The sequence below is a fragment of the Blastocatellia bacterium genome (genome assembly GCA_025054955.1).
Lineage (GTDB): Bacteria > Acidobacteriota > Blastocatellia > HR10 > J050 > JANWZE01.
Genome location: JANWZE010000143.1, coordinates 19,858 through 38,362, shown reverse-complemented (window position 1 = coordinate 38,362; position 18,505 = coordinate 19,858). Strand labels below are relative to the sequence as shown.

The window sequence follows — 18,505 nt, the reverse complement described above, 5'->3', positions numbered from 1 at the left end:
ATCCGAAACAAATTCCAATGACCAAACTCCAAATGTGATACCAAATGCCGAAGCGAAGATCGCAGGTTCGCGCTCTGTCAGCCCAGGTTCGGCCATGCTGTGCGCAAATCGCTGCGATATACGACGTTGCACGTCAAGCGTCGCGCTCTGTCAGCTCAGGTTCGGCCATGCTGTGTGACTCCACAAACGTGGTCTTTTTCGCCGCCATTGGTATAATCAAGCGCGACACATTGGCAGACTTCCACCCATTCGTCACTCAACGCGCACCAAGTATCAACCGACATTGACCTGGACTTGCACATCCATTCTGCAGCACATGCTCTGGCTCACCTCTCCGTAGTGCTCAAAGAGGCCAGGCAGTGCCGCGCGCGCCTGCTGTCGGTGGGATCAGCTTCGTAGCGATGGTCACCTGAACCTCGCGATGAAGTCGTCAACCTTCAACCTTCGTCTTATGCTCCGTCAATCTCTCCGACGCGCTGCTCGTGCTAATCACCAGGCGATCAGCACCTGATAGTTTTTCGCCACCAGGAAGATTGCTACAGCCAACACAAAAGCTGCGAATCCTTTGTTAAGCCGTTCCGCCGACGTGTTATGCGAGAATGTCACGCCCGCCAGCATACCGATAGCCGCCAGCGTTGCCACCAAAATTGTCATTCCCATGTCGAAGTCGCTGCCATGCTGCATCTGCCCCAGCAATCCGGCGGCGCAGTTAATGGCGATCACCACAAGCGATGTGCCGATGGCCTCCTTCATCGCCAGCCCACCAAAGAGCCTCATTGCCGGCACCACGAGGAAACCGCCGCCCACGCCAAGAAAACCTGTCAATGTGCCGACGCCTACGCCGGCCAAGATGGCCTTGCCAAAACTGAACTGCCGCGATCCGTTTCCGTTGACTTCGTGTGGCTTCTTTTTCAACATCAGTAGCGCGATCACTATCATCAAGGCGGCAAACAGCAGCAGCAACGCCCCCGGCGAAAACAGATGTGTCAGCCGCGCGCCGAAAAATGCCCCGAAAATCCCGGAACCGCCGAAAAGCAGACCCGTTCCCCAACGCACCGTGTCGCGCCGCGAATGAAGGACCGCACCGATCAGGCTGGTGACACCTACCACGGCAAGCGACATACCTATGGCCTGATGCGGCTCGACGCCGATCACATAAACGAGCACCGGCACCGTGATAATCGAGCCGCCGCCACCAATCAATCCCAGCGATAAACCGATGGCCGCGCTCAGTAACAATCCAAGAATCACGTTCAAACCCACCGCCATTCTTTCAACCGTCTCTTCACTGCTATGCTATGAATCCTGCCTCTCCGATGTTAGAAATGCGGATCATCAAAAGAAGATACACTATAGAGGTTTGACGTGATTCCCCACAATCTGTTTTGGAGATTCGATGTGAAAGCTTTGAGCAGCAAAGGCGCGACAGCGAGGTCAATATCGTTGGGCTTTCGATCCGTTCTGTATCCATAATGGCCTGGACCAGGCTGGTAGTTTGCTGCACATCATTGAGGCCAGCTTGAGAAAAACAGCGCCAGTGTATCCGTATCCCCGCACAATGCATTTATCACGTGTGGATCAGCGAGAGGGAGGAAGAAAAAGGATGAGCGTAGCCGCTGGACCGAGTCTACCTCGGCTGGGTGAGCCGGCTCCGGCCCTTGAGGCCGAGATAACGCACGGCCGGGTGGGGCTTGGAGACTTCAGTGGGGATTGGTTGCTATCGTTCTCGCAACTGGCGGATTTGACTCCGGTGTGTACCACCAAGTTTCTGGCGGTCGCTGAGATCACGCCACAACTGAAAGAGCACGGCGTAGAATCGCGGGGTCTGAGCAGCGACAGCGTCTACGTTGATGAGCAGGCCGGCCTGTCTTTGATCGCCTCAGCCGGACGGCTACTCAGTGAGCCTGGATAAATGATGGAGGATTTCATGTATGGCTGTTAGTGAAATGAAAGTACGCACATTTCCGGCGACAGGGAAGTCAGATGCGGCTCGCATGCCAAATTGGCTGAAATGGGGCGCGTTGATTGGGCTCGTGCAGATATTTGCCATCGCCACGGTCGCACCCCTTGGCGTCTCAACGGCCTATCCGCAGTTTGTTGGATTGGTGCTTGATCGCCTCTTCCCCGGTTTCGCCGCGCAACAGCTCTATCTACGCGAGATCGGAACTGGAGTCACCTGGGAGGTGATGCTCCTGGCGGGGTTATTTACGGGAGCATTGCTCTCTTTTCTTTTAGGCCGCATGAAGGGAGGGCTTCACAGCCAGCCGGCCGTTGCGCCCGTCTGCGTGACGGGTTTCGAGGGCAGCCGGATGCGGCGCTACGTTCGCGCCTGGCTGGGCGGGTTCCTCTTCATCTTCGGAGCGAGGCTCGCCGGAGGATGTACGACCGGGCACATGTTGAGCGGAATGGCACAGATGGCCATTAGCGGACTGGTTTTCGGAGCCGTGGCCTTTGGTACCGGGATGCTCTTCGCCAAGCTTTTGTTCCGAGAGCCGTCCCGGTAATTCGTCAAGGAGGGAATTGAGATGACCACGACGCTACTTTTAGGATTCCTCACGGGCATCGGGTTTGGATTTGCGCTGCACCGGGCCGGATTCAGCCGGTGCAATCTCGTGCATCGCGGTCTTTGGCTGAGAGATTTCACGATGCTCAAGGTGATGCTGACGGCCATCGTGGTGAGCTTGATCGGGATCGCAGCGCTCAGCGCGTTGTCGCCAGAGCTGGTTCATTGGAAGATCAAACCGTTGTACCTGTGGGGTGTAATCGCTGGCGGGTTCATTTTCGGAGTCGGCATCGCGCTCGGCGGGTATTGTCCGGGGACCGCCGTTGTGGGCCTTGGCTCTGGCATCGGCGAAGCGATCTTGGCCGTGGTGGGAGGACTGATGGGCGCATTGGCGTTCATCGTCGTCTATCCTTGGCTGAAGCCGATCCTGATCGAACCGGCAAACCTGGGGAAGATCACGATCCCTTCTGTGTTGGGGTTGCCCGTTCTGCCGGTGGCTCTGGCATTTGCCCTGATGTTAGTGGGGGTCATCTGGTGGCTCACGCGACTAGAGCGAAGGATGCGGGAGCGCGCTAAGGCGCCCGTTCAGAATTGACCTGGGCGTTCAGGCCAAACTGATGGAACACATACTGAGGGTCAAGGCGATGTCCGATCCTGCAAGATCGCCTGCCGACAGGCCTCCAAGGCCGCTCTGAGCTTTTCCTTCTCCTCTGGCGGAATTGTCATCTTTTCGTCGGCGGCATAGCTTCGACATAGTTCGATCGTTTTCCGCAGCGTATTGACAAACGCCACGCATGGGGCACAGTCTTGCAGGTGGCGCTCAATGCGCTGACACAGCTTGGGGCGGAGTTGGCCGTCTAAGTATTCGGAGAGCTTCTGGAGTATATCACGGCAGGCCGACTTGCTTTCTTGCGGAATACTAGCTCGTTTGAGTTCAATCCTTTGATCCAGCCCTTGCCTATGAGCGAGGAAGTATCCCTCCAGTTCCCGCCGCAGAGCAAGCCGGGCGCGATGCAAGCGAATCTTAACGTTGTGCTCGGAGATGCCCAATACTTTGGCTACATCTTTCGTTGAAAGCCCTTCCATATCTCTGAGCACCAGCACTTTTCGGTAGTTCGCTGGCAAGGCTTGCGTCGCCCTGTTTACGGCTTCCTTGATCTCGTTTTCGAGCAATCTCTCTTCGGGGATATTCGACCAATCGGGGATTTCAAGGGTTTTCCCATCGTCTTGGCCGCCTGGGATGAATTCGTCAAGTGAGAGTTCATGCTCGGGTTCGAACTTGCCTTTGCGTCGCATCATCAGGCAGGCATTCACGGCCACTCTGTAGAGCCACACGTTCAAGGCCTTTGGATCTTTGAAGTCGAGCTTAGGAAGCGATTTGAACATCGAAAGCAAGGTCTCCTGCAACATGTCATAAGCGTCCTCCAAGTTGCCGCAGACCCTCTTGCCGAAGGATGAAACTCGCGCCTTGATGAGCGCGAAGAATTGATCGAGAGCCTCGGAATCACCCGACTTAGCGCGGTGAAAGAGTTCCAGTAGACTGTCAGATTGCCCGCCTTCGATGTATCCTTTGGCCTGGTTTTGCATTTCTTGGAATGTGACGATAGTAGCATAGAAGGGAGGACCAAACAATGAATGAGATGAGCACAACGATACAGAACGTTCGCAGTGTCACACCAGAACAGCTCATGCGCGAACTGGCTCTGGGAGAGAAACCATTCATCCTCGATGTGCGCAACGAGGATGAATTCCAGCAATGGCGCATCGAGGGCAAGGACGCGGTGGAAACACTTCACATCCCATACTTCGATTTCTTGGAAGACCCTGAGGTCAACATCGGCAAGGTTCCCAAGGGTCGTGAGATCACGGTCGTATGCGCAAAGGGCGGGTCTTCCGAGTATGTTGCTCAGTTGCTCAGTGAGCGTGGCTATCAGGCACGGAATCTGGCGGGTGGGATGATTGCATGGGGCAATGCCCATCAATTCACTGAGGTGTCAATGGCCAAGGAAGGGCAGCCTGACATTGTGTTCTATCAGATCAACCGGTTCGGCAAGGGGTGCCTCTCGTACCTGATCGGTTCGGCGGGTGAGGCCATCGTCGTTGACCCGTCACGTCATATTGACCAGTACATCAACCTAGCCAATGAAAAGGGGCTGAAGATCAAGCATGTCTTCGATACCCACCTGCATGCCGATCACATCTCAGGTGGAGCGGCGCTGGCTGAGCGCGTGGGAGCCACTTACCACATTCGGATGGCGGATGCTGAGGGAGCCCGCTTCCCCTATGAGTCGCTCCGGGATGGTCAGCGGTTCGACGTGGGCAATGTGACGTTGCGCGTCATTGCTCTTGAGACACCGGGACACACGCCCGGCAGCACGACGTTCCTCATCAACGACAAGTTCCTGCTGACCGGCGATACGATCTTCGTTTTAGGCGCAGGCCGACCGGACCTGGGTGGTCAGGCCGAACCCTGGGCACGCGATTTGTATCGCACCCTCTTCGAGAAACTTGCCCCTCTGCCGGATGATGTGTGGGTTCTACCGGCGCATTTCTCTTCCGCGGATGAGCAGAGAGAGGATGGATTGGTGACGGAAAGGCTTGGGGAGATTCGCCGCACCAACGCGGTCATGCAAAGCAGAAGCGAGGAAGAATTCATCCGATCCGTGCTGGCCAGCCTTTCCGAGCAACCGGCCATCTACGGCAAGATCCGTAAGGCCAACCTCGGATGGATTCAGGCCGACGAAGATGAGGTGACCGAGATGGAACTCGGCAAGAATCAATGCGCGGCGAGCGCGATTCCAACTGGGAGGTGAATGAACGATGACAGCGATAAATTTTGACAGAGTGCTGGACGCGCGCGGGCTTTCTTGTCCGCTGCCCATTATCAATGCGCGTCAGGAGATAACCACCTTAGAACCCGGTCAGGTGCTCAAGGTACTTGCCACCGACCGCGGGTCAGTGAAAGACTTTCAGGGTTGGGCCAAGACGGCAAAGAACATCTCGCTGGTGAGCCAGGCGACCGAAGTCATTGACGGCAAGGAAGTCTACGTGCACTACGTGCAAAAGATTGGCTGAGGGTCAACGGCGCCCAGCGGGAGAAAGTCGGTCGTTCTCAACCATGCTTAGAGCGAGAAGGAGAACAGCCTATGGAACCGTTGGTGAAAACTGAACGAGAACAAGTAGTCGAAAGCACGCTCGACGACAATGAAGAGTCCGTTTCCTCCGGCCAGTTGCCAGCCCACATTGCCGAGAGACTGGCAGCCGTTGAGCAGAAGCTTGCTGAGCTTGAAGAGCGTCTACCGGAAGACCGGGTGTCGGTGGTCGTTTTCTCCGGCGACCTGGACAGGGTGCTCGCCGCCTTCATCATCGCCAGCGGAGCAGCCGCGCTGGGCCAGCAGGTGAGCATGTTTTTCACGTTCTGGGGACTGAATGCGCTGCGGCGCAAGAAAGTCACCGAAGGGAAAGAGCTTTTCGAGAAATTGATGGCGCTGATGTCGCCGGCCAATACGCACGAATTGCCGCTGTCGCAGATGAACTTCTTCGGCATCGGAGCGAAGATGCTGCGCGCCATGATGAAGCGGAAACAAATCAATTCGCTTGAGGAGATGATCGCCCTGGCGCGCCAGTTGGGCGTGCGCTTGGTCGCCTGCGAGATGTCGCGTGACGTGATGGGGATTAAGGATGAGGAGTTAATTGAGGGCCTAGACATAGGCGGCGTCGCCACGTTCCTAGGTGATGCCCTCAAATCGCGGGTGACCCTGTTCGTGTGAAACTAGGGAAGAGAGTCAATGAGCGCAAACGTGGAAACAAATCCTTTCGTCAAAGCCATCTTTGGCGTCAGTCGGGTGAGCGAGGTGGTGAAGCTGGTGCCCGGCGTTGCCCTGGCCGCAACCGTTATGCTGGTGGCGTTACCGCTGGCTAACATGGTCGGGAACTGGGTTTTGAGTTTTCAAGGCATTGACCCGACCGGAAAGGCCAGCCCGGTTTCCGGCGTATTGATGGCCATTGTCATCGGCATGCTTCTGCGCAATGCCATCATCTTGCCGGAATGGATCAAACCCGGTATTCAGTTCAGCGTCACCAAGATACTGCGGTTGGGCATCATCTTTGTGGGCATCAAGCTCAGCTTGGTTGATGTCCTCAGGCTGGGTGGTTGGGGAGTGCCAATTGTCTTGGTGGTGATTGCCTCAGGCCTGGTGTTCGTGAGCTGGTTCAACAAGGTGCTCCGCTTGCCGGAGCGCTTAGGAACGTTGATCGCTGCGGGCACGGGAATTTGTGGCGTGACGGCCATCGTCTCGACGGCTCCCGCCATTGAAGCAGAAGACCGCGAAGTGGCGTATGCCGTGGCCAATATCACGCTCTTCGGCCTGATGGCCATGTTCCTGTACCCGTACATTGCCCACTTGCTCCTGCACAGCTCGGAGCAAGTCGGCCTGTTTTTGGGAACTGCTGTGCATGAGACTTCGCAAGTCGTCGGCGCTGCGCTGACGTACAAAGAAGTGTTTAATGACGACACGGCATTTAAGGCCGCGACGGTGACCAAGCTGACGCGCAATCTGTTCCTCGCTGCCGTGGTGCCTGCGTTATCTTTGTATTATCTGCGCAACAACCGAAGCGGGCAGGGCCGCAGCACCCGCGTGAGCATCACCAAGCTCTTTCCGCTGTTCGTCGTTGGCTTCATCGCCATGGCGGTGCTGCGCTCGCTGGGCGACGCGGGGGTGCAAAGCGGCGCTGCGTTCGGCCTTTTTGACGCCTCGGCGTGGAAGGCCCTGACCAAAGAGATCGGCGATGTATGGGGCTCACAATATCTGCTCGGCACGGCGATGGCGGCTGTCGGGTTAGGGACCAGCTTCTCGGTGTTCAAGGGCGTAGGCCTGAAACCCTTTGCCGTGGGCCTCGCTGGAGCTTTATTCGTCGGTCTCGTTGGCCTCGCTCTGGCCCTGACGCTGGGACAGTACGTTCATCTGTGAACGCGCCCATGCCCGAATGGTGCCTACGCGTTTCCTTCGATCCTCAGAGGGTGGAAAGAAAGCGGATGAAAATGGCCATTCACATCACCAAAAGGCGATGTTCGAGCCGGGCCACGTGGATGAAAGCCGCCATTTTTTGCGCGAATATCGGCTGAGGCAGTTGATGGCTTTTCTGGGAATTGGAGGACGACGATGCCTTTGGCTTCAAAGATGTTTACCCGGCGAGAGCTTCTACGGTGGACCGGGAAGCTGCTCGGCTCAGTAGCGGCGATGAAGCTCGTGAACGTCAATCCTCATGGACATTCAGGTGAGGAGAGGCCTATGGCTTACGAAGCACGTAATTACGATCATCTACTTGGAACAGCCGGGTTCAGCGACCGGCTTTTGAAGAATCACTTCGCCCTGTATCAGGGCTATGTGGCGAACACCAACAAACTCGCTGAGGCTTTGACTGGTATGGTGAAAGAGGGGAAGACCGGGTCGCCTGAATATGCCGAGTTGAAACGCCGATTCGCGTGGGAGTTCAACGGCATGCGACTGCACGAGTACTACTTCGGCAACATGCTCAAGGCAGGAAGGACGCTCGAGAAAAATTCCCCGCTTTTCAAAAAGTTGGTCGCGGACTTCGGCTCGTACGACAATTGGGAGAAAGAGTTTAAGGCTGTGGGAGCGATTCGCGGAATCGGCTGGGTGATTCTCTGCCTCGATCCCATCGCCAACCGAACCTTCAATACCTGGATCAACGAGCATGATCTTGGCCATTTGGCAGGAGCTGTTCCACTGCTTGTGATGGATGTGTTCGAGCACGCTTATATGGTTGACTATGATCTCCGGCGCGGTGAGTACATCGAGGCCTTTTTCAAGGCCATAGATTGGACGGTGGTTCACCAAAGGTTCGAGCATGCGCCGAAGCTCACATGAGGCCGGCAGCTTGAGCAAAAAGATCAGAGTCGCCAAACTCTGGTGAGCAGGGTGAGCCACGATCAGGAGACGAAGTCTGTCGGTCGCTCCTATGTTTCTTGGTCTTAGACCTTACGCCCACAGAGCACCGAAGACCGCTACGTGTGACGTTTCGGTCCTGCTGGCCATCTACCTTCATCAGATAGGGCCTTTCTTCGGACGATTGGCCTTACCTCTATTATTTCTGATGAGCCAAACGAAGGATGCAAATGACGTCTGTAGGCGGAGTGCCCTCTCGCCATAGAGTCGTCTTCCCGATTACCGCTAGGCCCAATCCGATCGCGGTTTTGCTCGATGACGCAAAAACCTATCCGCTTCCAAAGCAGCAATCGCGCCTTCCGCCGCAGCGATCACGGCTTGTCGAATCTCTTTGCACACCACGTCACCCACAGCAAAGACGCCGGCGATGCTCGTTTGTTTGGTCTCTGGATCAGTTCGCAGACAACCCTCAGAGCTCAGCGCCAACTGACCTTTCACGAAATCGGTGACCGGTCGGTTGCCGACCAGATAAATGAACACGCCGGCGACCGGAATGCGTTCCTGCTGTCCGGCGTGCTCGACTCTCACCGCCTCGACGTGATTTGTTCCTTCAATTGCCGTCACACGCGTTCCCAGTCGCCACACCACTGTGGGGATGGCCTTTGCTGTCGCCACTGCTTCTGGACGCGCTCGCGGTTCCCGATGCGGAGAGAGTAAATACACCGTGCGAGCAAATCGAGCGACGAAAGCCAATTCGTCCAACGCTTCATCATTATCGCCCAGAACGGCCACATCTTTTCCGCCAAAGAAGGGCGCATCACACACGGCACAATAGCTCACCCCACGCCCAATCAGTTGCGCTTCGCCGGGAATCGAAGGTTTGTGTCCCATCGCTCCGGTGGCAATGATGACCGCGCGCCCGTAGAAATTTCCTTCGGTGGAAACAACCACTTTCGGATCCTTTTGAAGCTCCACGCCCGTCACCTGTGCCTGCCGATACTCTGCCCCAAACTGCGTCGCTTGTTGGCGCAAGATGTCTAATAACTCGGCGCCACTCAAGGCATACGGGATGCCAGGATAGTTTTCAATCCGGCTCGTCAATCCGAGCGCTCCCGTAAGAGGATGCTTATCGAGCACGAGCGTGCGGAGTTTGGCCCGTGCGGCGTAGATGGCTGCGCTCAATCCTGCCGGTCCGCCGCCAATGATGATGACATCGTAAGGTTCTTCCTCTTCCGGTAAGTCCAGCCGAAATTCAAGACCCATCTCCTCGGTCATATCCCTCTGCCTCCTTCATGCGGAAGAAGCTGGGTGGATCACCCGCCTTCGTATTCATCATGGTGATCGCGCATGGACTTGATCTCGATGCTGCCGCCACCGGATGAATCACTCACCTTCGTGTTCGTCATGGTGATGATGGTGCTCGTGTTCTTCCGCTTCGCTTAATTCCGACAACTGGCGCATCTGCTGCTCGACTTGAGCGAGTATGGTCGCTTCTTGGCTTGTCAGTTGGTCAGCCGCCTTGAGCAGATAAAGAGCAAAGAGGTGCTCCGGCAGCGCCCCTTCAAAACTGATCGTCTCGTTGATAACGGCCTTCGGCACGCCCAACACCTGGTAGCGTTGGGCCAGATCAGGAAACTCGTTGGCTTCCACCATGTCGGCGCGAATGTTCGGATTCTCCAAAGCGAATTTATGCGCCGTCCGCACCGCGCGAGGACAATACGGGCAGGTCGGCGTGACGAACACTTGAATGTGCGTCGGCGTGGTGATGGCGCCAATGCGCTGGCGCACCTGCGCGTCTATGTCCGTCGTCCCGCGCGACACATCCATGATGTCTTCCACCAGCGACGTGAACTCAAAACCGGCTGGAATGCCGTAGTACCGAACACCCGTCTGATCCTCACCCTGGGCCGTGACGATGAGGGCGGGGATTTTATCCACCTGATACCGCTCGGCCACCTCCTGCTCGCGATCGAAATCGTGAATCTCCGCCTGGATCAAGGGTGAGAGCTGCGAGAGCGTCTCTACCAACTCCTTCGTCTCCCGACAGAACTGGCAAGGCTGGCTCCACTCAGTCCAGAGAAGAAACTGCTCTTGCACAAATAACAGCAGTCTTACCGGACGCACCAACTTGCTGCGGAAAAAGCTCTCCAATCGCTTTTTGTCTCGTTCGCTCAGCAACATCATATTTTTTCCCTCGTTTTTTCCCTCGCATCAAGTATCAACTGACATTGACCTGGACTTGGACATCTATGCCGCGGCGCACGCTCTGGGTCACCACGCAGTAGTCCTCAAAGAGCTCCAGGCAGCGATGAACGCGCTCTCGGTCGGCCGGATCAATTTCAGGAGCGATGGCCACGCGAATGCCGCCGATACGCAATCGCCCCTGTTCATTGCGCTGAAGCGAGGTCGTCACAGTTGTTTTCATGCCTTGAACACCGATCTTCGCCTTGCGCAAACAGAAGAGTAGGCTCGCACTGAGACAGTTGCCGACCGCTGCCGCCAGCACTCTGGCTGCATCCGGCCCCTGTCCGTTTCCCAGCGGCGGTGATTCATCCATGAGCCATGTGCCGCCATCCTGTGGGTCGAATCTCACGACGAACTCATAATCTTTCTTCTGTTCAAGCGTAATAGTCAGCTCTCCATCCATACAATCTCTCCTGGTTTTGAGTCTGCGCCAGCTTGCTCGTGGCTAATCATCGTCAGAGCGTGGCAAGCGTGCCGGCGCGCGACGCGCACCGTCGTTGTCCCGCCCCCATGTCCGAGAGGCGCTATGACCATTTTTCGCTCAATTGCCTCATGCTCTTCATGTATCCTCCCGGCTTAAGCGCCAAGCTCAAATCGCGTTCGAATGACGCGCATCATCTGCTCGCGGCTGAGCAAGCCGAGCACGTGTCCATCACTGACAACAGGAACCTGATTGACGCCCTGATCATCCATCAGCCTCAGCACATCCGCCAGCTCCATGTCGGGCGGCACGGCGTGAAGCTCCGCTATCGGTATCGCGATGGAGCCAAGCGGTGTCATCGGCCACTCATCGCGTGGGATTTTTTTGATCTGATGAACCGTAACCAACCCAACAAGCCGATTCTCGTCAGTAATCACGGCACAGCGTCGGCCTGTTCGCAGCAGATGTTCCTCAACCAGCTCGGCAACGCTTTCCCCGCGAGGCATCACCAGGCAATCAGTCGTCATGACATCCTTGGCGCGAATCCCCGCCAGCATTCGCCGCACGTCCAATTGAGCGACCGTCGCTTGCGCCGCATTAAGCAGGAAAAAGCCAATGAACCCAAGCCAAAGCCCGCTGACAAAGTTGCCGGTGAAGGCGATCCAGACGCCGCCAAGGATGAACAAATAAGCGATCATCTGGCCGCTAGCTGAGGCGATGCGCGTGCCTTGCTCGTAGTTGTCGGTGTATTTCCACATGAGCGCGCGAAAGACGCGACCGCCGTCCAATGGAAATCCGGGAATCAGATTGAAGGCGGCCAGCATGAAGTTAATCCGTCCGAGCCACTGACTGAGCGTGCTGACGGCCTCGCTCATGGTCACCGTGCCGGCTGACAGCACATAAAAGAGTCCAGCCAGCAGAAAGCTCACCATCGGCCCGGCAATGGCGATGTGAAACTCATCCGTTGGGCGACTCGGCTCGCGCTCGATTTGAGCCACGCCGCCAAAAACAAACAACGTGATCGCGCGAACCGGAACACCTTTCCGCAGCGCCACAACGCTGTGACCTAGCTCGTGCAGCAGAACCGAAACGAAGAAAAGAACGGAAGTCGCAAGCCCTACAGCGTAGTGTTCGGCTCGGCTCCAGTGCGGATGGCTGGCGGCGAATTGTGTCACCAGCGAGAGCGTCACCAAGACAAACACGATAAACCAGGAATAGTGTAGTCCAACTGGAATCCCAAGCAGTTTGCCAAGTTTGATAGACTGAGTAAACATAGCGCACGTGGTCTACGTTCTGGTTCTGTGGCGTGAGCAATTACCTCTCTGGAGTGAGTGCCTCTGTTACATCCGACCCGACCGGTGACGCGCAACGCGCCGTCAAGGTGGGGCAGGGAGCGCGTGGTTGTCTCTCTCCACCACGGTCTCTGCCCCAGGCAGCATCAGTTACTCCACCACTCATTCATTCGTCATTGACTGATTCACTTCACTTCCAATAGCACTTGCTTCGGCTTGGCTTCTTCGACCTTCGGCAGATGCACTTCCAGAATGCCGTCTTTGAAGCTGGCCTCGGCTTTATCCGTTTTGACTTTCACCGGCAGCCCAATGGTCCGCGAGAACTTGCCGTAGGCTCGCTCGCAGCAATAGTAGTCAGCTTCCTTGACTTCCTCTTCGCGTTTCAGCTCACCGGAGAGCGTCAGCGTGTCTTCGGTCAGCTCCAGTTTGATGTCCTCTCTTCTCAAGCCGGGCAGCTCTGCCTTGACGACGATTTCGTCTTTCTTGTCATACATGTCAATGGCGGGCGTCAAGACGCCGGCGCGAGCGATTTCTCGAGCCGGACGCCACAGCGACCATTCCCGCCCGAAGAAATCCTCAAACAAGCGATCCATCTCCCGACGAAATGTCTCGAGCTCTTGAAATGGTCTCCATCGCACAATCGCCATAGAATCTTCTCCTCCTTATCGTGAGATTTCTTGGAACCTCATGGCTCAGGCTGTGTGCCTGGTTCCATGCGATATGATCCAAATCAACGAAAAAGGATTCAGTTACTTCTTCCTGGCCTGATGGGCTCGGCGCAGCCTTTCCCCAGATCCTCGTGATGGGCATCAAGAGGATTTGGGTGAAGGGGTCGCACTCGCTCCATGAGTTCAACCCTTTCGGGTTGGACTGGACGAGGCTGCCATTTCGGTGGAGTTGCCACCGGCTATTGAAGCGGTCTCCTTCGGGGACTTCTTCTCCACATACAATCAAGAACATCGGAGACGGTCGCGTAGGACGTTCTGCTGGCTATGTCGCTTCATTAAACCTGGTCTTTCTCTTGAGTATTCTATGGTACCAAATGCCGAAGATCGCATACCAATTGGCCTGCGAAGGGCGGCGTTCCACCAAGGAGAGAGCACGGCAGGACACGAACTTGCCGAGCGGCCGCCGCCGGTCTTCAATCCGCAATTGGGAGCAGATTCCCGCTCGGTCGCTTCGAGTCCTGCCATGCTTCTGGTCCCATGAACGTGGCCTTTTGCTCTGCGATCGGTAGTATTCTCGGGTTTTCCAGCCTGCCGGTTAAGTCTCGCCTAATGTCATTCTACCTCGGTGGCCGACCGAGCTGAGCATCTCTCACCTGCAATTTCAACCGTTGCGGACTGAGTTTCATGCCCATCGTTGGGGCAGATCACCCAGTCTGGTGCGTTGTTACACCCAATGGTCTCTCACGCCTGATGCGACGCAACACAGCAAACCCGTTGATTTCGTTGCGCAGGAGGCTGCAAAGTGGCTGGCATAAGGATTGCCTCTGTTGGCTCATAGGCAGTTTTGAGTTGAGGTGAGTTTATGAGGCAAAGTATAACAATTGACGGCAATGAAGCGGTTGCTTCCATCGCGCATCAGCTCAATGAAGTGATCGCCATCTACCCGATTACGCCCTCGTCGCCGATGGGCGAATGGTGCGACCAATGGTCGGCGGAAGGCAAAACGAACATCTGGGGCACTGTGCCGACGGTCATTGAGATGCAGAGCGAAGGCGGCGCGGCCGGCGCGGTACACGGCGCACTGCAAGCCGGCGCCCTGACCACGACATTCACGTCATCGCAGGGGTTGTTGCTGATGATTCCTAATATGTACAAAATTGCCGGCGAACTGACGCCGATGGTCATTCATGTGGCAGCGCGTTCGCTTGCCGCGCAGGCGCTCTCCATTTTCGGCGATCACAGTGATGTCATGGCCGTGCGGCAAACGGGATTTGCCATGTTGGCTTCTTGTTCGGTGCAAGAAGCGATGGACTTCGCGGCCATTGCGCAGGCAGCGACGTTGCGCGCGCGCATCCCGTTTGTCCACTTCTTCGACGGGTTTCGCACATCTCATGAGGTCGCCAAGGTTGAGCCGCTGACCCCTGATGATCTTCGCGCCTTGATTGATGAGCAGCTTGTGCATGCCCATCGCGCGCGAGCGCTTTCACCAGACCATCCATTCATTCGCGGCACTGCGCAGAACCCGGATGTTTATTTTCAGGCGCGCGAAACAGTCAATCCCTATTACCGAGCGTGTCCAACCATCGTGCAAAATGTGATGGACTTATTCGCCGAACGAACCGGGCGCCGCTATCATCTTTTCGATTACATCGGCGCGCCGGATGCCGAGCGGGTTATCGTGCTGATGGGGTCAGGCGCCGAAGCTGTGCAAGAAACGGTTGATTATTTGGTCGCGCGTGGCGAAAAAGTGGGCGCAGTGAAAGTGCGACTCTACCGGCCATTTTCTGCTGAATCGTTCGTTGCAGCGTTACCCAGCACAGCGCGCGCCATCGCCGTATTGGATCGCACAAAAGAACCCGGCAGCGCCGGCGAGCCGCTCTATCTGGACGTTGTCGCCGCCGTGTATGAAGCGATGGAGCGCGGCGCGGCTCCGCTTGTGACAACGCCGCGCATCGTCGGTGGACGTTATGGCCTCTCGTCAAAGGAATTCACGCCGGCGATGATCAAGCGCATATTCGATGAGTTGGCCAAAGAGAAACCGAAGAATCATTTCACCATCGGCATCCATGACGACGTGACGCACACAAGCCTCGATTATGATCCGACCTTCTCGACCGAAGACCCAGCGACGGTGCGAGCCATTTTCTATGGCCTCGGCGCTGATGGCACCGTCGGCGCCAATAAGAATTCGATTAAGATCATCGGCGAGGAGACCGACAACTTCGCTCAAGGTTACTTCGTCTACGATTCGAAGAAATCCGGCTCAGTCACCATCTCTCATTTGCGTTTCGGCCCCAAGCCGATTCACTCGACATATTTGATCAGTCAAGCGAATTTCGTCGCCTGCCATCAATTCACATTTCTGGAGCGCATGGATGTGCTGAAAGCAGCCGAGCCGGGCGCGACCTTTTTGCTTAACAGCCCGTATGGGCCGGAACAAGTGTGGGACCATTTGCCGCGCAAAGTGCAACAGCAGATCATCGAGAAGAAATTGCGCTTCTTCGTCATAGACGCCTACAAAGTCGCGCGGGAAACTGGCATGGGCGGGCGCATCAACACCATCATGCAAACCTGCTTCTTTGCCATCAGCGGCGTGTTGCCGCGCGAAGAAGCGATTGAGGCGATCAAGACATCCATCGAGAAGACGTATGGTCGGCGCGGCGAAGCCGTTGTGCAGAAGAACATCGCTGCCGTTGATAGCACGTTGGATCATCTTTATGAAGTGACCGTTCCCGACCGTGTCACCAGCACGTTCGATCTGTGTTCACCTGTGCCGCCGCAGGCGCCGGAGTTCGTTCAACGTGTCATTGCCCCGATCATCGCTGGCGAAGGCGACCGATTGCCGGTCAGCGCGTTTCCCGTTGACGGCACATACCCGTGTGGCACGACGCAGTGGGAAAAGCGCAACATTGCTCAAGAGATTCCCGTCTGGGATGAGAACATCTGCATCCAGTGTGGCAAATGCGTGCTTGTGTGTCCGCATGCTGTCATTCGCGCCAAAATCTATGATCCGGCGCTGTTGCAACAGGCGCCTGCGACGTTCAAAGCGGCTCGCGCGCGCTGGGTCGAATTTCAGGATCGAGTCTACACGTTGCAAGTGGCGCCGGAAGATTGCACCGGCTGCGCGTTGTGCGTTGAAGTCTGCCCGGTGAAAAACAAAAAAGAAGTTCGCCTCAAGGCGATCAACATGATGCCACAGGCGCCGCTGCGCGAGCAGGAACGCCAGAATTGGGACTTCTTCCTGACCATTCCGGAGACTGACCGTCGCCACTTGAATCTGAGTCATGTCAAAGACTCGCAACTGCTGCTGCCTCTGTTTGAGTTCTCGGGCGCCTGCGCTGGCTGCGGCGAAACGCCCTACATCAAGTTGCTGACGCAACTGTTTGGTGACCGCGCGCTGATTGCCAATGCGACCGGGTGTTCGTCTATCTACGGCGGTAACTTGCCGACGACGCCATACACCTGTAATCAGGAAGGACGTGGTCCGGCGTGGTCCAATTCGTTGTTTGAAGATAACGCAGAGTTTGGGCTGGGCATGCGATTGGCGCTGGACAAGCAGGCCGAGTATGCGCGTGAGCTGGTGATGCGATTCTCGTCAGTTGTGGGTGAGGAATTGGCAGAGGCGTTGCTTAACGCCGATCAATCAACGGAGGTCGGCATTCAAGAACAACGTGAGCGTGTGCGGCGACTCGTTGAGAAACTACAAGGCGTAGACACACCTGAAGCGCGCGATTTGCTCAGTGTGGCCGATACGCTGGTCAAAAAGAGCGTATGGATCGTCGGCGGCGACGGCTGGGCGTATGACATCGGCTATGGCGGACTCGATCACGTGCTTGCTTCGGGGCGCAATGTCAACATCCTTGTGCTCGACACGGAGGTGTATTCGAACACCGGTGGGCAAATGTCCAAAGCCACGCCTCGCGGCGCTGTGGCGAAGTTCGCCGCAGGTGGCAAGCCAACGCCGAAAAAAGACCTGGCCATGCTGGCCATGACGTATGGGAACGTCTATGTGGCGCGCGTAGCGATGGGCGGCAACGATGCGCATACGATCAAAGCGTTCCTCGAAGCAGAAGCCTACGATGGACCATCGCTGATCATCGCCTATTCGCATTGCATCGCGCATGGTTACGATATGGTGCACGGCATGGATCAGCAGAAGCTCGCCGTGCAGACAGGCTATTGGCCGCTATTGCGTTACAATCCTGAGTTGATCAAACAAGGCAAGAATCCGCTCCAACTCGACTCGAAGCCACCGTCGCTGCCGCTGCACAAATACATTTACAACGAAACGCGCTATACGATGTTGGCGCACAGCCATCCACAGGCGGCGCAAGAGCTGCTGGAACAAGCGCAGGAGGACGTTTGGAAACGCTGGCGATTCTATGAACAATGGGCGGCGATGCCGGCTGCCGAGACCAAGAAGGAGGATGAGCATGATTGATCTGACAACAACCTATCTCGGGATGACGTTGAAGAACCCACTGGTCGCATCTCCGTCGCCGCTGTGTGAAGATATTGGCAACATTCGTCGTATGGAAGACGCCGGCGCGGCTGCCGTCGTGCTTCACTCGTTGTTTGAGGAGCAGATTAACCTGGAGAGCGAAGTGCTGGATCGGTATCTTTCATACGGCGCGGAGAGCTATGCCGAGGCGCTCTCCTATTTTCCTGACCTGAGCGCATACAAGTTGGGGCCGGAGGGGTATCTGGAGCACATTCGTAAGGCCAAAGAGGCCGTCAGTATTCCCATCATCGGCAGCCTCAACGGTGTTTCGACCGGTGGGTGGATCAAATACGCCAAAAAAATTGAAGAGGCCGGGGCCGACGCGCTCGAATTGAATGTCTACTACATCCCGACCGACCCGCAGTTGAGCGGCCTGGAGGTCCGGCAGATGTATCTGGATTTGGTGCGTGATGTCAAAGCGTCGGTCAACATTCCGGTGGCTGTAAAGCTCGGCCATTTCTTCAGCGCATTTGCCAATATGGCCTATCTGCTCGATCAAGTCGGCGCTGACGCGCTGGTGATGTTCAATCGTTTCTATCAACCCGATTTTGATCTGGAAAATCTGGAGGTCGTGCCGACGCTGACGTTGAGCAATTCCTACGAATTATTGCTACGCATTCGATGGGTGGCCATTTTGTACGGACGTATCAAGGCTGACATGGCCGTCACGGGTGGCGTTCACACGGCGCAAGACGTGCTCAAAGCGATGATGGCCGGCGCGAAGGTGGCGATGATGACCTCGGCCTTGCTCAAACATGGAATTGATCATCTGCGCGTCGTGGAAGCCGATTTGCGGCGCTGGATGGAAGAGCACGAGTACGAATCCATTCAGCAAATGCAAGGCAGCATGAGTCAACGCGCCGTTGCTGAACCGGCGGCGTTCGAGCGAGCCAATTATTTGAAGGTGCTCAGTTCCTATGCCGCGCGCAGGTTGCGACGGTGAATGCGCTGACAACTATCGGCCGGC

Annotated in this window: 17 protein-coding genes; 10 read left to right on the top strand and 7 right to left on the bottom strand. The window is 56.3% G+C overall.

The genetic code is table 11. From position 1 onward, the window contains the following. Positions 1-489 precede the first annotated feature (489 nt). A complete protein-coding gene (locus NZ823_17450; protein MCS6806914.1) occupies positions 490-1,269 on the bottom strand; it encodes a sulfite exporter TauE/SafE family protein in 780 nt (259 codons plus the stop codon). Positions 1,270-1,603: 334 nt separating this feature from the next. On the opposite strand from NZ823_17450, the gene NZ823_17445 reads away from it, so the two are divergent. From NZ823_17445 to NZ823_17435, 3 genes are read left to right on the top strand one after another with little or no spacing between them, the layout of a single operon-like run. Beyond that, positions 1,604-1,912 (top strand): redoxin domain-containing protein, encoded by a 309-nt coding sequence (locus NZ823_17445; GenBank protein ID MCS6806913.1) that lies wholly within the window; start codon positions 1,604-1,606, stop codon positions 1,910-1,912. Between the two features lie 19 nt (positions 1,913-1,931). Further along, positions 1,932-2,504 carry a YeeE/YedE family protein gene (locus NZ823_17440; GenBank protein MCS6806912.1) on the top strand — a complete coding sequence of 191 codons (573 nt, stop codon included), beginning with the start codon at positions 1,932-1,934 and terminating at the stop codon, positions 2,502-2,504. A gap of 21 nt (positions 2,505-2,525) precedes the next feature. Next, positions 2,526-3,098: a YeeE/YedE family protein gene (locus NZ823_17435; protein ID MCS6806911.1), complete on the top strand. Its 573-nt coding sequence runs from the start codon at positions 2,526-2,528 to the stop codon at positions 3,096-3,098. Between the two features lie 41 nt (positions 3,099-3,139). Here NZ823_17435 and NZ823_17430 read toward each other — a convergent pair whose 3' ends face one another. Then, positions 3,140-4,090: a sigma-70 family RNA polymerase sigma factor gene (locus NZ823_17430; GenBank protein MCS6806910.1), complete on the bottom strand. Its 951-nt coding sequence runs from the start codon at positions 4,088-4,090 to the stop codon at positions 3,140-3,142. Between the two features lie 44 nt (positions 4,091-4,134). Here NZ823_17430 and NZ823_17425 point away from each other — a divergent pair, with 44 nt between their 5' ends. From NZ823_17425 to NZ823_17405, 5 genes are all read left to right on the top strand, one after another. Further along, a complete protein-coding gene (locus NZ823_17425; GenBank protein MCS6806909.1) occupies positions 4,135-5,316 on the top strand; it encodes an MBL fold metallo-hydrolase in 1,182 nt (393 codons plus the stop codon). A gap of 7 nt (positions 5,317-5,323) precedes the next feature. Further along, positions 5,324-5,578 (top strand): sulfurtransferase TusA family protein, encoded by a 255-nt coding sequence (locus NZ823_17420; GenBank protein ID MCS6806908.1) that lies wholly within the window; start codon positions 5,324-5,326, stop codon positions 5,576-5,578. A 71-nt stretch (positions 5,579-5,649) separates the two neighbouring features. Continuing rightward, positions 5,650-6,273, top strand: a complete 624-nt coding sequence (locus NZ823_17415) for a DsrE/DsrF/DrsH-like family protein (protein ID MCS6806907.1) — start codon at positions 5,650-5,652, stop codon at positions 6,271-6,273. Between the two features lie 18 nt (positions 6,274-6,291). Continuing rightward, on the top strand, positions 6,292-7,473 hold the full coding sequence (locus NZ823_17410; GenBank protein MCS6806906.1) for a putative sulfate exporter family transporter: 1,182 nt from the start codon (positions 6,292-6,294) through the stop codon (positions 7,471-7,473). Between the two features lie 321 nt (positions 7,474-7,794). After that, positions 7,795-8,394 carry a Fe-Mn family superoxide dismutase gene (locus NZ823_17405; GenBank protein MCS6806905.1) on the top strand — a complete coding sequence of 200 codons (600 nt, stop codon included), beginning with the start codon at positions 7,795-7,797 and terminating at the stop codon, positions 8,392-8,394. A 303-nt stretch (positions 8,395-8,697) separates the two neighbouring features. On the opposite strand, the gene NZ823_17400 is transcribed toward NZ823_17405, so the two are convergent. The 5 genes from NZ823_17400 to NZ823_17380 all read right to left on the bottom strand — a co-directional run bounded on the left by NZ823_17400 (position 8,698) and on the right by NZ823_17380 (position 13,016). Further along, positions 8,698-9,687 carry an FAD-dependent oxidoreductase gene (locus tag NZ823_17400; GenBank protein MCS6806904.1) on the bottom strand — a complete coding sequence of 330 codons (990 nt, stop codon included), beginning with the start codon at positions 9,685-9,687 and terminating at the stop codon, positions 8,698-8,700. A 108-nt stretch (positions 9,688-9,795) separates the two neighbouring features. Then, a complete protein-coding gene (locus tag NZ823_17395; GenBank protein MCS6806903.1) occupies positions 9,796-10,596 on the bottom strand; it encodes a thioredoxin family protein in 801 nt (266 codons plus the stop codon). A 34-nt stretch (positions 10,597-10,630) separates the two neighbouring features. Then, positions 10,631-11,059: an OsmC family protein gene (locus tag NZ823_17390; protein ID MCS6806902.1), complete on the bottom strand. Its 429-nt coding sequence runs from the start codon at positions 11,057-11,059 to the stop codon at positions 10,631-10,633. Between the two features lie 173 nt (positions 11,060-11,232). Beyond that, complete coding sequence (locus NZ823_17385; GenBank protein ID MCS6806901.1) at positions 11,233-12,351, bottom strand: site-2 protease family protein; 1,119 nt, start codon at positions 12,349-12,351, stop codon at positions 11,233-11,235. 203 nt (positions 12,352-12,554) lie between these two features. Further along, positions 12,555-13,016, bottom strand: coding sequence for an Hsp20/alpha crystallin family protein (locus NZ823_17380; protein ID MCS6806900.1), 462 nt, complete (start codon positions 13,014-13,016; stop codon positions 12,555-12,557). Between the two features lie 883 nt (positions 13,017-13,899). On the opposite strand from NZ823_17380, the gene nifJ reads away from it, so the two are divergent. After that, the gene (nifJ, locus tag NZ823_17375) at positions 13,900-17,478 is read left to right on the top strand and encodes a pyruvate:ferredoxin (flavodoxin) oxidoreductase (GenBank protein MCS6806899.1); all 3,579 of its coding nucleotides are present in this window, start codon (positions 13,900-13,902) and stop codon (positions 17,476-17,478) included. Beyond that, positions 17,471-18,481 (top strand): dihydroorotate dehydrogenase-like protein, encoded by a 1,011-nt coding sequence (locus NZ823_17370; protein MCS6806898.1) that lies wholly within the window; start codon positions 17,471-17,473, stop codon positions 18,479-18,481. Before nifJ ends, NZ823_17370 begins: the two co-directional genes overlap by 8 nt. Positions 18,482-18,505: the final 24 nt, after the last annotated feature.